Consider the following 16,189-nt stretch of genomic DNA (forward strand, 5'->3'; position numbering starts at 1 on the left):
TGACTGACAGCAATTATGCTCGATTTAATAGGAGCGCCATCCATAGACAGGTAAGGAGTGTCCATAATGACAAGTAAAACTATAGAAGAAATTAATCTAAGACCAATAAGAAAAAGTGACTGGGAGGAAGTACATGATTATGCCTCTCAATCTGTCGTATGCCAATTCCAGCCTTGGGGGCCTAATACCATAGAAGAATCGCAGGCCTTTGTAGAACAAATTTTGAAAGAAGCAGAGGACCAGCCTAGAACAAGATATGCATGGGCAGTTACCCATCATAAAGATCCAAAACTAATTGGTGTAGGTGAACTCCGGATTCAAAATCAAGTGAATAAGGTGGGAGAAATCTCATATATTATTCATCCTGCTTATTGGGGCAGGGGGCTTGCCACCAAGACGGCAAAACTATTACTGGCATATGGTTTTCAACAACATCAGCTCCACCGGATATATGCTACTTGTGATCCGAAAAATATAGGGTCCTCTAAGGTTTTGCAAAAGATTGGCATGATTAAAGAAGGGCAAATGCGGGAAAATTTATGGATCAAGGGCAGATGGCGTGATTCCTTATTATACAGTATCTTAGAACAGGAATGGCAGAAACAATAGAAGGGAAGAGATGCAATGCAGCAGCAAGATTACTCGATTATATTAGCCGGGCTGGAAGATAGTCAGATCATCTATGATGTTACGATGATGGCATATGAGGAATATCGTCAGGAGATACCTCCTTCCAGTGCCTTGGATGAAACAGTAGAGCAGATGCAAACAGCGTTGGCAGATGGTCAAGAGGCGCTGCTGCTGACATATCAGCAGCGGCCTTCTGCAGCTGTACGGTTTACGGTAGAGGAAGATTATCTATATTTTTCCCGGTTAGCCGTTATCCCAGAGGTTCGGGGTAAGGGGTTTGCCAAGGCTATCTTACATAAGTTGGAGAGTTATGCTGAAACAAAGAATGTAACAGAGATACGCTGTAAAGTGCGGGCGTCTGTGCCAAGAAATATCAGTCTTTATCAAAGTCTAGGTTATCAAATTGTGTCAGAAGAAATCATGGCTAAGCCCAATTCTGTCCAATTACGGGTTGTCACCATGAGTAAACAATTAGCGTCAGCGTGATGGATGACAACGCAAGTGTCGTTTTTTGAAACTATTAGCGAAGTATTTGATATATAAAAAAATATGTAACCGCTTTATAATTTTTGTGGAAGGATTTTTTACAAAAATGGATAGGGAGGAAACATACCATATGAAAAAAGCAGTTACTTTGCTAATAGCATTTCTATTATTCTGTCATTCTTTTTCGTTATTAGAGTTTACTGATGTGAAGGCTGATTCTTCTGTAAATGGTTATCTTGATGATGTCCAATTAATTCCAATAGATAAAGGGGATAACAGCGGGATAGCCTCAGTCGAATCTGATATTTTTGTAGAACGAGTCGATGGGTTGTCCGAAAATTTTATGAAAGGGGTAGATGTATCTAGTATTTTGGCATTGGAAGCAAGTGGTGTGAGATTTTATAATCAAGCAGGTGAGGAGCAAGATATTTTTACCACAATGTCTGAGGCAGGAGTCAATTACGTCCGAGTCCGTGTATGGAATGACCCATATAATGATAACGGAAATGGCTACGGCGGTGGGAATAATGATGTTGATAAGGCGATTGAAATCGGTAAACGAGCAAGCGCCAATGGAATGAAGGTATTTGTTAACTTCCATTATTCTGATTTTTGGGCTGATCCAGCGAAACAACAAACACCAAAGGCTTGGGCAGGACTTCATTTAGAAGATAAAAAAGCGGCCTTATATCAATTTACCAAAGATAGTTTACAAGAAATGATTACAGCTGGAGTCGATGTTGGTATGGTACAGATCGGTAATGAGACCAATAGCGCGATGGCTGGTGAACAGGATTGGGAGAATATTACACAACTGTTTCAGGAAGGAAGCAGAGCAGTTTGGGAAATAGATGAGAATATCTTGATAGCCCTCCATTTTACAAACCCTGAAACAAGCGGCAGGTATGCGAATTTAGCCAAAATGCTGGCTGATCATGAGGTGGATTATGATGTATTCGCCAGCTCCTATTATCCATTCTGGCATGGTACATTAGCCAACTTAACTAATGTGCTTACCGAGGTCGCCAATACTTATGACAAAAAGGTAATCGTTGCAGAAACTTCGTATACGTATACAAAGGCTGATGGAGATGGTCATGGCAATACGGCCCCACAAGCGGTTGGTCAGGTGCTTGATTATCCAGTAACTGTGCAAGGGCAGGCGACGGCACTGCGCAATGTCTTCCAAGCCGTTGCAGATGTAGGAGAGGCTGGAATCGGTGTATTCTATTGGGAACCGGCATGGCTGCCTGTAGGAAATCCAGATGATATGAATCCAGAAGTGAATCAACAGCTTTGGGAAACACATGGATCTGGCTGGGCCTCTAGTTTTGCCGCGGAATACGATCCAGAAGATGCGGGTGCATGGTATGGCGGAAGTGCTGTTGATAATCAAGCTTTATTTGATTTCTATGGTTACCCATTAGCTTCCTTGCAGGTGTTCCGTTATATAGATACAGGTACAACAGCCCCCATTGGATTGGATCAAATCAAGCCTGTTGTTCGGACTTTTATGCAGGGTGATAACATAGAACTCCCTGAAACGGTAACCGCTGTATATACAGATGGCAGTGAAAAACAGTTAAAAGTAAGCTGGAACAATAAACAATTAGACGAGGCGATTGCCTCAGGGGTCGGAAACTATCAAATTGAAGGGATAACAGAACAGGATTATGATGTCCAAGCAGCCTTGAATATCGAACCATTTAACCTTATATTAAACCCAAGTTTTGAAGAAGAAGACACTATGATGTGGGAGATTCATTTTCCTGAGGATGTCGAACCACATGCATCGATCAAAGAGAATCGATCTAATGCACGAACAGGTGATTTTGCTGTTGATTTCTGGTCTGATCAACAGATTGATTTTAGCCTAAGTCAGACAATTTACGGGGTAGAGCCGGGCTATTATCATCTATCTATGTACAACCAAGGCGGAGATGTTACAGATGCAGATATGCAGCTTTTTGCAGAGACACAAGATGAACGACATAGCAGTAAGACATATGTAGACGGCTGGGCAAATTGGATCAAAAGCGAGATAGACGAAATCCTTGTGACAGATGGAACAATTACCATTGGAGCAGATATCCAAGCCAATCCAGGCGCATGGGGCACCTTAGATGACTTTTATTTGTACAAGGTCAGCGACTACCAAGAACCAGAACGGCCAGAGGATCCACCACAAGATTCAGAACAGCCAGAAAATACGGAAAAGGAAAAAGAAAGCCCGTCTTCTAGAGAGCAGGAGTCAGATGAAAGTGACAAACTGCCGGAAGAAACGAACAACCTGGAAAAGCAGGATACAAACGGAGATGAACAGGTGCAGCTTGCTTCTGATAAGCAAATAGCCGATGATGATATGCCTGTTAAGGAAAATCATATGAAAGAAAGCGAAGAACTAGCAGACGGAAAAAACTTACCGAACACAGCTACTCATCAATATAACTGGCTGTTCTTAGGTGGATTATTGTGTACCTTAGCTCTAATTATCATCATATGGCGCAGAAAAACAAGCTAGGAAGCAGTTCAGCTGCAGGAAATCTATTGGTGTACCTTGGATTTCCTGCAGTTTATTTATTACGCTGTATTTACAAAAATAAAAAACCAAGTAATTTTATATGAATTATTAAAATTAGATATTGACATTAAATGAGAATCAGTATAATATGTGAATTAACCAAAGAACAAACGCTGATTATTTTGCGGATTCAAAAAAGAACTGTCACACATCGGTCAGTTCTCCTATTATAATATAAAACCAAGTTAATTGATTGGTATAAATGGATAAAGATCTATCGAAAGGGAGGCATGCAATATGTTGGTAGCGGAAAAGGTAATCAAAGGAGCAGAACCCTTCTATTATCAGAGCGGCAGTATTGGGATCTTGCTTTGTCATGGATTTATCGGTACTCCCCAGAGTGTTCAATATATAGGGCGCAGTTTAAACTATGCTGGATATACAGTGAGTGGTTTAAGATTAGATGGACATGGTACAACACCTCAGGAATTAGCAGAACAGACTTATGAACAGTGGATGCGGAATATAGAAGCAGCTTATTGCCAATTGAAAGAAACGTGTCAAAAGGTATTTATTGTTGGCCAGTCGATGGGTGGAACGCTGACTTTACATACAGCGAGTATGTTTGACGATGTAGATGGCATTGTTCTTATCAATCCAGCGATCGATATCCCTGATATGCAGCATTATCGTTGGGAAGATAAACAGAGCTACATTCAGGAATCAGCACCAGATATCAAATTTGTCCAAGAGGAAGAAATCACCTATACAGAAACGCCAGTAAATGGATATGTACAGTTGCTTGATTTGCTGGATGTAGTAAGAGAGAAGTTATCCCAAGTAACATGTCCAGTTCTAGGCTTACAATCCACCGTAGATCATGTGGTGCCGATAGAGAATACCGATTATATCTTGAAGCACGTACGTTCACCCATTAAAGAGAAACGGATCTTGGCTAATTCTTATCATGTAGCCAGCTTAGACAAAGACAGGGATTTAATAAGCCGTTATATCCAAGATTTTATCGGAAAATTAAGTTAATCAATACCAACCAATGAACAGCCTGAAGGAATACCTAACCATAGATTTCTTTCTTAATCTGTTGTTAAACCATATACAAAGAGGTGTATAAACATGGCGAATGTAACGGATAGAAAGTTAAAAAATATTATCGAAGCAATCGAGCGGTTAGAATACGGTTCGTTAAATATTACCGTACATGATGGAGAAATTACACAAGTGGATATCACAGAGAAGAATCGCTTTCCACTAGCAAAAAAGACAAAAACTGAAAGATAAACACACACTTTTATCACAGAAAAGTTGCTGCAGTGACTGTGCAATAAATATTCATTGGATTTGTCAAAATGCTCTTACTTATGGTGACAAAGTGAGTAAGGGCATTTATTATTTCAGAAAGTGTAAGGGTGATGGGGATATGAGGGATAAGTTAGAAAAATATGCATTACGATCGATATTGATTGGATATCTAATTGTACTGATTGTAGCGCCGCTCAGTGCGGTCTATGTACAAGGATTTTCTTTAGGATTATCGAACTTTTGGAAAACCGTGACAGATGAAATGGCGCTTCATGCTATCACCTTAACAATCAGGTTAGCGGTTATTGCTACACTTATACAAATTATCATCGGCACGTTAATTGCTTATGTCCTCACTAGATATGAGTTCCCCGGAAAAAGATATTTAAATAGTTTGGTAGATCTGCCATTTGCCTTGCCGACGGCAGTATCTGGGGTTATGTTTTTGATGGTATTAACTCCCAACAGCTTTGTTGGCCAAATGCTGGATTCAATTGGTATTTCCCTGCTTTTTAATCAATCAGCCATTATTATAGGGATGGTTTTTGTTACCTTTCCATTTATTGTCAGAGCTGTTCAGCCTTTGCTGGAGAATTTGGATGAGGATCAGGTGCAGGCAAGTTATACATTAGGTGCAAGCAAGTGGAGGACCTTTTGTAAAGTTGTTTTTCCTGCTATCTTACCCGGCATTATTGCTGGCAGCCTGCTCGCCTTCTCACGTGCTTTGGCTGAGTTTGGAGTTATTGCGTTAATTTCAGGTAATATCCCGATGGAAACCCTAGTAGCCTCCGTGTATATTTTCGGTCAAATTGAGAGCTTTAACACGGAAGGGGCAACGGCGGTGTCTGTAGTATTGTTAACCTTTTCCTTTTTGGTTTTATGGATTACTAATCTAACAAGAAGGAGGGGGGACATATGAGAAAACTGTTAATAAGTGCTACTTGGTTCTTATTTATATTAATCATTATTTTTCCAATTAGTTTTATTGTTACGGGAGCATTTGAGGAAGGCTGGAGTGGTTTTATTGAGGCATTGACTCGCCCGGAGGCCTTGCATGCGATGAAGATTTCCCTCTATATTGTCGTGGTTGTAACGATATTCAATGTCGGACTGGGAATATTATTCTCTTTAGAGTTAGTAAGGGGAAACTGGTTAGCACGTTGGGTGAAGCCGGTGATTAATGCGATTATCGATCTGCCATTTGCAGTTTCACCTGTTATTGGCGGCTTTATGATTATTCTATTGTATGGCCCGGAGACCGTGTTAGGCATCTTCTTCGCCTCTTTTGGGGTAGATATTGTCTTTGCCTTGCCAGGTATGATTTTGGCTACAATGTTTGTTACTTTTCCTTTTGTAGTCAGAGAGGTAGTACCGGTACTGGAAGAAATCGGCGAAGATGTGGAAGAGGCTTCTCGTACATTAGGAGCTTCTAAATGGCGGACTTTCCGTCAGGTGACCTGGCCTTCCATTCAATGGCCTGTGGTATATGGTGCTGTATTAACCATTGCGCGATCATTAGGGGAATTTGGCGCGGTATTGGTCGTATCAGGAAATATTATTAACCAGACGCAAACCGTCACGACATTAGTATATCAGGATGCCGATTACTTTAATGTCGTTGGTGCCAATAGTCTGGCCTTGATTTTATGTTTGATTTCGATTGTAACACTATTGGTTTTAGATGGATTGAAACGTAGACAGGAGGTACTGCGGAGTGAACATTCAAGTGAAGGATCTGTATAAGAACTTCGGTGATTTTCAAGCCATTAAAGGTGTAGATTTTTCAATAGAGGAAGGCAAGCTGGTCGGTTTGTTAGGACCCAGCGGTGGTGGGAAAACTTCGATTTTGCGCATGCTGGCTGGTTTGGAAGAACCATCATCAGGTCAAGTTATTTTGAATGGAAAAGTGGCCAATGGATTAACGGTGCAAGAAAGAGAAATCGGCTTTGTCTTCCAAAACTACGCTTTGTTTAAACATATGACGGTGTTTGAGAATGTAGCCTACGGTTTAAAGGTAAAGAAGGTAGATAAAGCCAGGATAAAACAGCGGGTAGAAGAGCTGTTAGAATTGATGGGGTTAGCACAAACGATTAATAAGTACCCACATCAGCTGTCAGGCGGTCAAAAACAGCGAGTGGCCTTTGCGAGAGCATTGGCGCCAAAGCCAAAGCTGCTATTACTGGATGAACCATTTGCTGCCATTGATGCCAAGGTGCGTAAAGATTTGCGCTTATGGCTTCGCAATGTGATCAGTGAGTTCGGCATCACCACGATCTTTGTTACCCATGATCAAGATGAGGCGATAGAAGTGGCGGATGAACTGTTAATTATTAATAGCGGCAAGGTGGAACAACAGGGTACTCCTTGGGATATTTATCATCGGCCAGCTTCACGATTTGTGGCAGAATTTCTTGGGAATTCCAATCAGCTTATTTCCCCGGTTACGCTGAAAGGCTTTGAGATATTACAGAAGTATCAAGACGGACAGGAATGGAAGGAAAATAGTTCTGTATTTATTAGGCCGGAATGGATAGAGATCAGGCCGCTGGATGTATCATACCAAAAGAATGCAGGGGAAACAGCAGAAGTAACCCATGTTCATTTTCGTGGTGACGCATGGTATATCGAACTCCAGCTGGCAGATTTGAAATTATTTACTTCTCTATCGATCAATGCTCCACGATATCAAGTTGGTGATCAAGTCAATCTACTTATTCATAAATTATCGATTTTTTCAGATGTAGGTAATGAAATTGCAGGCAATAGTCTCTTAAATGTATCACTGTCTTATCATATTTAAGAAAGGGAGAGGTCATCTTGCAGAAAAGAATACATGTATTATGGATCGGAATTATCGGTACGCTTAGCTTATTATCGGCATGCAGCTCTTCCCAAACCAGTTCACAAGCTGCTGAGCAAGGTGATGTGACATTGACCATCGGGGCCTATACGGTGACAAAAGAGGCTGTGCAGGAAATTATCCCTCTTTTTCAAGAATATTGGAAAAAGGAGCATGGGCAAGAGGTTGTATTTAAAGAATCCTACGAAGCCTCCGGATCACAAACCCGAGCCATACTGCAAGGGTTAAAAGCAGATATTGCTATACTTGCCTTAGAAGGTGATATCGATCAATTAACCGATAAAGGACTAATCACCCATGATTGGAAAGACAATCCATATAACGGAATGGTGACTAATTCGGTTGTTGCACTGGGCGTGCGTGAGGATAATCCAGAAGAGATAGAAGACTGGCAGGATTTAACACGTGAAGGGGTGGAAGTATTACTTCCCAATCCCAAAACATCAGGTGGTGCCCAATGGGACGTTAATGCAATTTATGGAGCTGGGCTGAAACAATCGGAAGAACAAGGGAATCAAGAGCCGGAACAGGCTAGACAGCTGCTAGCTGACATTTACCAGAATGTCAGAGTATTAGATAAAAGCGGCAGGGCTTCGGTAGCCACCTTTGAAAAAGGGATTGGTGATGTTATTGTCACCTATGAAAATGAATTATTATCCCGTAATGCAGCCGGCAAAAACTATCAAGTCATTGTACCAAATTACACATCAAAAATTGAAAATCCTGCTGCATTAATTGATAAAAATGTAGATGAGCACGGAAATAGACAAGCAGCTGAGGCCTTTATGGATTTTTTATGGTCTGAAGAAGCACAGACCATTTTTGCCAAGCGAGGCTTCCGTCCCGTTCATGAAGAAGTTGCAGCAGAATTTACAGATACTTATATCGAGCCAGACGGCTTGTTTGAAATCGATTATCTGGGCGGCTGGGATCAAGTGCGCCAGACGCTTTATGAGGATGGTGCTATATGGGATCAGATTATGGCAGAAAAATAGACTGCCAAGGTTATCAATTATCAAATAGGATTGTAAAGTCTGCCTCTTTGTCTCATATATCCGGAATTGAAGCGATACACAACAAAGATCGCTGGGATGTGATTCTACAACGTTTGTGATTCCTCACATGGTGAACACCTGCACTTGTCCATCAAGGCATGGTAAAGAGATAACAGATGTTTGAAAAATTGCTAACTGTTGATCGCGCCGTCAAAAGGCTTAGCTGTTAAGCATAAGGTGAAAGAATCTTGATTGCCATTTTTGTCTCATTTTTCCTTTGTCGAATGCTTCCAAAGGAGTAATAAGGTAAGCTATCCTAGAGATAATCCAGTCCTGATGCTATTTCTTGCAGGAAGTGTAGAACTATTTCCCAGCGCAGACTCCGATGGGAACAGGACGAGCCGAAGATCCACATGAAAAAGTGATCTTCTTTTTCAAGTTAGCTGAGGCTGTCCCCATGGCAGGCTAACGTCACGACGACAATCGCCACGCCTGCACTAGTACGTCCTGTACGTCGGAAAGCGAAGCGGTTGACCGGAGCGAATCATTGCACACTTGCTCAGTCAAAATAAGGGTAAAGCATGGGCGATAATGGAGAGCCGCTTTACGCAATGATAGCAAGGTGTAAGTGTTTATCTATGTGTGCGAAAGTTGAGTTATAGGTATAAAATTTATGGATCGTAGTAATGGTCTACCTTGTTTTCATAGAAGTTTTGACAGTGACAAAATATATTGTTGTATGTATAGATATCGCTTATGAAATCAAATTCATTTTCTGGGGGTTTTTAATAATTTTTTTGTTATAATACAAGAAAAAGTACCTTTTTATCAATATACGCTTTTTAATGAAATGTCTTAGTGTTCTTAAGACTAGCAAATTTACAGATACAGATGAATCGATCAGAATTCGATAAGCAGTATAGAAAAAATCTAACTCTCTTAATCAAATAACTGCAAGGCGGCTGCAGAAATGAAGAACAAATCAATAGCTACATACATAAAAATATTCACTGTTTTATTATTATTTTTTGCGTGTTTGATTACCTTTCGTTTAATTTGGATTAACTACTATAACAAGGAAGATCAGCCTGTCATTCAAGACGGAGTACTTGATTTAACAAATTGGGATTTTTCTAGTGAAGAGACTATTTCTTTAAATGGGGAGTGGTTGTTTTATCCCAATCAGTTCATTGAAGCAGCAAGTGCAGATAAAGCGAATCAAACACTTATTCAGGTTCCTGGTGATTGGAGAGCTGAATTTCTGACCGCAGACAGTGACCGTTCAAATAACTATGGATACGGCAGTTATTATGTGAAGGTGCTGTTGCCGGAAACAAGCCCTTCATTTCTCGGTCTTCGTATGAATAGTATCCAAACAGCAGTAAATATTATCGTAAACGGTCAGCTGATTGATTCAGTCAACCGCCCGTCTGATAGGAAACTAGAACAGTCACATGTTCGTGGACCGATTACTAGTCTATTTTATGCAGATCCAGATAATAATGAACTGGAAATTATTTTGCAGGTTTCCAACTATGAACTACCCTTTACAGGAGGTATAAGCCGGTCAATCTCTTTCGGTGCAGGGGAGGCTGTCAATCAGGAGACTAATCTCTCTCAATTCCTTCAATTATCAGTTATTATTCTTGTATTTCTTCATGCTTTGTATGCCTTTGCAATTTTTTTTATGAACAAAGGGAAGCCACAGACAGAATTAATTTATTTTGGGTTTATGTCATTACTAATCGGTCTGGGAAATTTATTAGATGACGAGGTATTTGTTCAATTGCCTCTTAGTATTGATTTAACCTATCGAATAGTCATCGTTATATATGTGTTGGTGTTATTTGTTTTAATCAAATTTATTCAACACTTATATCAAATACGGCAAGGTTTTATCAAGGTTTTAGCTGTTATTAATTTAGTGATGGCAGGGTTGATTTTGACTGTCATTCCATTAGACGCGTTTACAGTCATGTCAGGAATTATGCTTGTCAATAATGCTGTTGCTATTTCTTATCTTTTTATTATCACGTTTAAGCAAGTCCTGCACGGAGATAAAGATGGCATCCTTATTTTATTGGTTATTTGCAGTTATACCTCTAATGCGATTTGGGGAGCGGCTATCCAAACGGGTCAAATAGAATTTCCTTTTTATCCTTTTGACTTCTTTGTCCCAGTTATCCTTGTGGCAATTCTTTTGATTAAACGTCATATTCAATTGGCACAGCTTACGGAAAAACAAGCTGCAAGATTAATAGAGGAAGATAGAAAGAAGGATGAGTTTTTGGCTAATACTTCTCATGAGATTCGCAATCCTTTACATGGAATGGTCAATATTGCACAATCCATTATCAATAACCAGGGGAATACTTTAGATCGGGAGACGGTTAGCAATTTACAGCTGTTGACACAAATTGGCCATCGCTTAACATTTACACTAAACGATATTCTGGATATTACGAGATTGAAAGAGCAGAAGATTTTGTTACAACGAGAAGCCGTTCCACTTCACACGATTACAGATGGTGTTATTGAAATGGTTCGATTTACATCACCAAATAAGCCAGTTACATTACATAATGAAATAGAGATGTCTTTTCCACCGTTATATGCCGATGAAAATAGGCTGATTCGCATTTTATTTAACCTGATTCATAATGCGGTGAAGTATACAGAAAAGGGAAAAGTGGTCATTTCAGCTACAGAGCAGGAAGATATGGCTGTAATTGCTGTTCAAGATACTGGTGTAGGGATAGATCAAGACGCTTTGGATCGAATCTTTCTTCCTTATGAGAAACTCAGCAAATCTGACGTGGACAGAGGTGGAATCGGTCTAGGGTTAAATATTTGCCGACAGTTAGTCGAACTGCATGGTGGAGAAATAGGGGTAGAGTCGAAGCTTGGTAAGGGAACAACATTCACCTTTAGTATACCTTTGGCTTCTCAAATGAATCAGAATTATACAGAGCTAGAGCTAGCGAGGAAAGAACAGAGCAGCTTCTATCATGATTTGACAAATGAGACAATCGTGATACATGATCAATTATCAGTGGAAAACAAGCCTTTGCTGCTGGTTGTAGACGATGATCCAATCAATTTAAAAGTAATGCAGAATCTGTTGGAGCCGAATTATCAATTGCATTGTACAACAGACCCTAGAGTAGCCATGGAGTGGGTAGAAAAGGAATCCTATGATTTGGTGATTTCTGATGTCATGATGTCGCCATTCTCAGGTTATGAATTAACTAAACGGATTAGAGAACGTTTTACCATCTCTGAATTGCCTGTCTTATTATTAACTGCTCGTAATCAAACCGAGGATATCTATACTGGTTTTGTTTCAGGGGCAAATGATTATATTGCCAAACCGGTAGTGGCATTAGAATTACAAGCCAGAGTAAAGGCGTTGACCGATTTAAGCAGTTCCATTAATGAACAATTGCGGATCGAGGCAGCTTGGTTACAGGCTCAAATCAAACCGCATTTTATTTTTAATACCTTGAATACCATTGCGTCTTTAAGCAATGTGGATATTGAACGGATGATTAACTTGCTGAATGAGTTTGGCAGGTATCTTTCTAAAAGCTTTGATACAAGAAATACTAAACCACTAGTGCCGCTGCAGGAGGAATTGGAGTTAGTAGATTCCTATATTTATATTAATCAACAGCGTTTTATGGAAAAACTGACAGTGCACAAGAAGTTTGACGATTACCAGCATATCTTTGTACCGCCGCTGTCCATACAGACCTTGGTAGAAAACGCCATAAAACATGGGATTGTCTCACAACACAAATCAGGTACATTATGGCTGCAAGGTAAACAACTAGCAGACAGCTATCAGATTAAAATTATTGATGATGGTATGGGTATACCTGCGGAAATACTGGCGTCACTATTAAATAAAAATATAAAAAAATATGGCGTTGGTTTAATTAATACCGATCAGAGGTGGAGAAAGCTCTTCGGTCAGGGAATTAAAATCAAGAGTGTAGAAGGCAAGGGGACAGAAATTGCGATGTCGATACCTAAAAGGGCCAATAAATAAATGATGACAGATATTGCAGTTTGCTGAATATTTATTCTATCTGTAAATGAAGATATAAAAACAAAGATTCCAGTACACTTTCGATACAAAGTGATTGAATTACAATTATAGTAAAATTTTGTTTTGCACAGAGAAAAAGCTATTGACATATGATATAAATATGGGTAGAATAATTGAAAATAAATAACAAGCTGATCGGATAACCGAAAGCCATTACTTGATGCACTATATTCAATCAAGTAATGGCTTTTTTTATCCTAAAACCAAGTAAATTTATTCGAATTATAAGTTTTTTGGGAGAAGTTTTCGTAACAGAAGGGATTAGGAATAAACAGCTGATCGGACAACCGAAGGCTATCGCTGAAGAAGTGTATTTAATGAGGTAAGGTTTTTTTCTCATTACGGCAACTGAATGTATGCTAGCTATTGCCCAAGATTGAAAAAAATTAAGGATTTGAGGGAGGAAATAACAAATGCTAACACCTTGATAAGTTTTTCTGAGTTTCAGTTGAAGATCAAAAGTCGTCACTCATAGGTGCCTTAGTTCACTAAAACAAAGTAATTATATTTGAATAATAAACATTGATTATCAAGGAGGATTTTAATGATGAAAGAAAGAGGAATAATTTTATTTTGGATCATTCTGATGACAGGTATTGGGTTATTCGGCTGCAATGTTGGGCCTGGAGAAGATGCAAGCAGCGACGTTCTTAAGGAGGAAACAAATAAAGGAGATGGGAAGACGATCGAACTTTTAAATGTTTCCTATGATCCTACTCGAGAATTTTATGCGGATTTTAATACAGCATTTGCAGACCATTGGCATGAGGAAACAGGGGATAATGTGGTGATCAATCAGTCTCACGGCGGATCGGGCAGTCAGGCAAGGTCTGTGCTGGACGGTTTGCAGGCTGATGTTGTTACGCTCGCTCTTGCTTATGATATCGACATCTTGCAAGATAGGAATCTGCTTACTGTTGATTGGCAAAGTGATTATGAAGATAATTCTTCGCCCTACACGTCGACTATTAACTTTTTAGTTAGAAAAGGGAATCCAAAAGATATTCAGGATTGGGATGATCTTGTTCGAGAAAATGTGGAAATTGTTACACCAAACCCTAAGACGTCTGGTGGCGCACGGTGGAACTATTTAGCAGCATGGGGTTATGCTGAAGAGCAATTTGGGGAAGAAGAGGCTCAAACGTTTGTAGAGAATTTATACCAAAACGTGTCTGTTCTTGACTCTGGAGCTCGTGGAGCAACGACATCTTTTATTGAGCGAGGAATCGGTGATGTCCTGATTGCTTGGGAAAATGAAGCATTGCTTACCATTCATGATTTGAACGCATCAGATTTTGAGATTGTTACACCTTCTGTGTCTATTCTTACGGAACCGCCAGTTGCCATCGTAGACCAGGTAGTGGATCAAAAAGGAACGAGGGAAGTTGCAGAAGCATATTTAGATTATTTGTACACAGATGAAGGACAAGAGATTGCAGCGAAGCATTATTATCGACCAAGAAATATAGAAATATTAGAAGAATATAGAGAGTTTTTTCCTGAAGTAGAGTTATTTACAATTGAAGAGAAATTCGGAAGCTGGGAGGAAGCTCAGGAGACTCATTTTGCAGACGGAGGTTTGTTTGATGAGATTTATCAGCCATAGGAAAGGAGCCGTTTAGTAGATGCGACAGACACTTCCAGGTTTTTCTCTAACGTTGGGTTTTACTATTTTATATATTAGTTTTCTGGTTTTCATCCCACTAATTGCTCTTGTATGGTATTCGCTGGATTTCGGATGGGCAGGTTTTTGGAATGCAGTCTGGGACGAAAGGGTATTTGCTGCTCTTCGTCTTAGTTTTTCGGCCTCGTTTTTTGCAGCATTGATCAATGGTCTATTTGGTCTGCTAATAGCGTGGGTACTTGTACGTTATAATTTCTTTGGCAAGCGAATAATGGATGGGATAATCGATTTGCCATTTGCATTACCAACTGCCGTCGCTGGAATTGCACTTACAAGTCTTTATGCAGAGAATGGCTGGATTGGATCTTTGCTTGCTCCATTAGACATACAAATCGTTTTTACACCATTTGGTGTAACAGTTGCTCTTACATTTATCGGGCTGCCTTTTGTCGTAAGGATGGTAGAGCCGGTGCTTCGTACATTGGAAAAAGAGACGGAGGAGGCAGCCAGTTTACTTGGTGCTTCTCCACTTACCATTTTTAGAACAGTTCTGCTCCCAGTGCTGCTGCCTGCTCTTCTTGCAGGTATGACATTAGCCTTTGCAAGAGCACTTGGGGAGTATGGTTCGGTTGTATTTATTGCAGGCAACATTCCGATGCAAACGGAAATCGTACCATTATTGATTATGAACAAGCTGGAACAATTTGATTATGCAGGTGCTACGGCGATTGCTACTATCATGCTTGCGCTGTCGTTTCTGTTGTTATTTACAGCAAATGTGCTTCAATGGTGGTTAGCCAAGAAACTCGGTCAAAAGGGGGCAGAAAGATGATTTCGACAAATAAAGGACAGAAAAAAGTCTTAATTGGGATATCTTTCCTCTTTCTAACTTTGTTTCTGTTTTTACCGTTGCTGCTTATTTTTATCGGAGCGTTTAGTCAAGGATTCGAAGTGTTCTGGCATGCGATTACAGAGCCCATGGCAAGACATGCGATTATGTTAACACTAATGGTCGTTGTCATTACTGTTCCATTACATGCTCTGTTTGGGTTAGCAGCGGCATGGTCGCTTACGAAATTTCGATTTCGAGGCCGGCAATTTATGATTACGTTAATTGAAATCCCGTTTTCGATTTCACCGGTAATTGCTGGACTTGTTTTCATTATTTTGTATGGAGTACATGGCTTTTTCGGGGAATGGCTTCAAGCTAATAACATGCAGATTATTTTCGCGCTGCCAGGTATCGTATTGGCAACGATGTTTGTGACTCTGCCGTTTATCGCGCGCGAGCTGATCCCTTTAATGGAAGCACAAGGATCTGAGGCAGAGGAAGCATCATTAACACTAGGTGCAGGTGGGGGACGTACGTTTTTATATGTTACACTGCCGGCAATTAAGTGGGGATTATTGTATGGTGTCATTCTTTGCAGCGCCCGTGCAATCGGCGAGTTCGGGGCTGTGTCCGTCGTTTCCGGCCGAATTCGAGGTGCAACTAATACCATGCCGCTGCATGTCGAAATTCTTTATAACGAATATCAGTTTGCTGCTGCTTTTGCTGTGGCCTCACTTATGTCTATTTTTGCGATTGTGACCATTATTGTAAAGCAATTTGTGGAACGGAAACATCCGATCTAAATAAAAG

Annotated in this window: 13 protein-coding genes; all 13 read left to right on the top strand. The window is 40.1% G+C overall.

From position 1 onward, the window contains the following. Positions 1-66 precede the first annotated feature (66 nt). On the top strand, positions 67-609 hold the full coding sequence (locus JOD18_RS14490) for a GNAT family N-acetyltransferase (protein WP_204669839.1): 543 nt from the start codon (positions 67-69) through the stop codon (positions 607-609). Between the two features lie 15 nt (positions 610-624). Then, positions 625-1,116 (top strand): GNAT family N-acetyltransferase, encoded by a 492-nt coding sequence (locus JOD18_RS14495; protein ID WP_204669841.1) that lies wholly within the window; start codon positions 625-627, stop codon positions 1,114-1,116. Positions 1,117-1,246: 130 nt separating this feature from the next. Continuing rightward, a complete protein-coding gene (locus JOD18_RS14500) occupies positions 1,247-3,637 on the top strand; it encodes a glycosyl hydrolase 53 family protein (RefSeq protein WP_204669843.1) in 2,391 nt (796 codons plus the stop codon). 297 nt (positions 3,638-3,934) lie between these two features. Next, a complete protein-coding gene (locus tag JOD18_RS14505) occupies positions 3,935-4,678 on the top strand; it encodes an alpha/beta hydrolase (protein ID WP_204669845.1) in 744 nt (247 codons plus the stop codon). A 93-nt stretch (positions 4,679-4,771) separates the two neighbouring features. Beyond that, a complete protein-coding gene (locus tag JOD18_RS14510) occupies positions 4,772-4,936 on the top strand; it encodes a YezD family protein (RefSeq protein WP_204669847.1) in 165 nt (54 codons plus the stop codon). 139 nt (positions 4,937-5,075) lie between these two features. Continuing rightward, the gene (gene cysT / locus JOD18_RS14515; RefSeq protein WP_204669849.1) at positions 5,076-5,876 is read left to right on the top strand and encodes a sulfate ABC transporter permease subunit CysT; all 801 of its coding nucleotides are present in this window, start codon (positions 5,076-5,078) and stop codon (positions 5,874-5,876) included. Beyond that, positions 5,873-6,700: a sulfate ABC transporter permease subunit gene (locus tag JOD18_RS14520; protein ID WP_204669851.1), complete on the top strand. Its 828-nt coding sequence runs from the start codon at positions 5,873-5,875 to the stop codon at positions 6,698-6,700. The genes cysT (JOD18_RS14515) and JOD18_RS14520 overlap by 4 nt, the downstream gene beginning before the upstream one ends. Then, positions 6,672-7,757 (top strand): sulfate ABC transporter ATP-binding protein, encoded by a 1,086-nt coding sequence (locus tag JOD18_RS14525; protein WP_204669853.1) that lies wholly within the window; start codon positions 6,672-6,674, stop codon positions 7,755-7,757. Before JOD18_RS14520 ends, JOD18_RS14525 begins: the two co-directional genes overlap by 29 nt. 17 nt (positions 7,758-7,774) lie before the next feature. Beyond that, on the top strand, positions 7,775-8,812 hold the full coding sequence (locus JOD18_RS14530) for a sulfate ABC transporter substrate-binding protein (protein WP_204669855.1): 1,038 nt from the start codon (positions 7,775-7,777) through the stop codon (positions 8,810-8,812). 970 nt (positions 8,813-9,782) lie between these two features. Then, entirely contained in the window at positions 9,783-12,863 is a 3,081-nt protein-coding gene (locus tag JOD18_RS14535) for an ATP-binding protein (protein WP_204669857.1), read from the top strand. A gap of 604 nt (positions 12,864-13,467) precedes the next feature. Further along, on the top strand, positions 13,468-14,529 hold the full coding sequence (locus JOD18_RS14540) for a sulfate ABC transporter substrate-binding protein (RefSeq protein WP_275583022.1): 1,062 nt from the start codon (positions 13,468-13,470) through the stop codon (positions 14,527-14,529). A 19-nt stretch (positions 14,530-14,548) separates the two neighbouring features. Then, positions 14,549-15,379 carry a sulfate ABC transporter permease subunit CysT gene (gene cysT / locus JOD18_RS14545; protein WP_204669859.1) on the top strand — a complete coding sequence of 277 codons (831 nt, stop codon included), beginning with the start codon at positions 14,549-14,551 and terminating at the stop codon, positions 15,377-15,379. Then, positions 15,376-16,182: a sulfate ABC transporter permease subunit CysW gene (gene cysW / locus JOD18_RS14550; RefSeq protein ID WP_239588145.1), complete on the top strand. Its 807-nt coding sequence runs from the start codon at positions 15,376-15,378 to the stop codon at positions 16,180-16,182. Before cysT (JOD18_RS14545) ends, cysW begins: the two co-directional genes overlap by 4 nt. The last annotated feature ends 7 nt before the right edge of the window (positions 16,183-16,189 follow it).

It is taken from the genome of Gracilibacillus alcaliphilus (genome assembly GCF_016909015.1).
GTDB lineage: Bacteria > Bacillota > Bacilli > Bacillales > Amphibacillaceae > Gracilibacillus > Gracilibacillus alcaliphilus.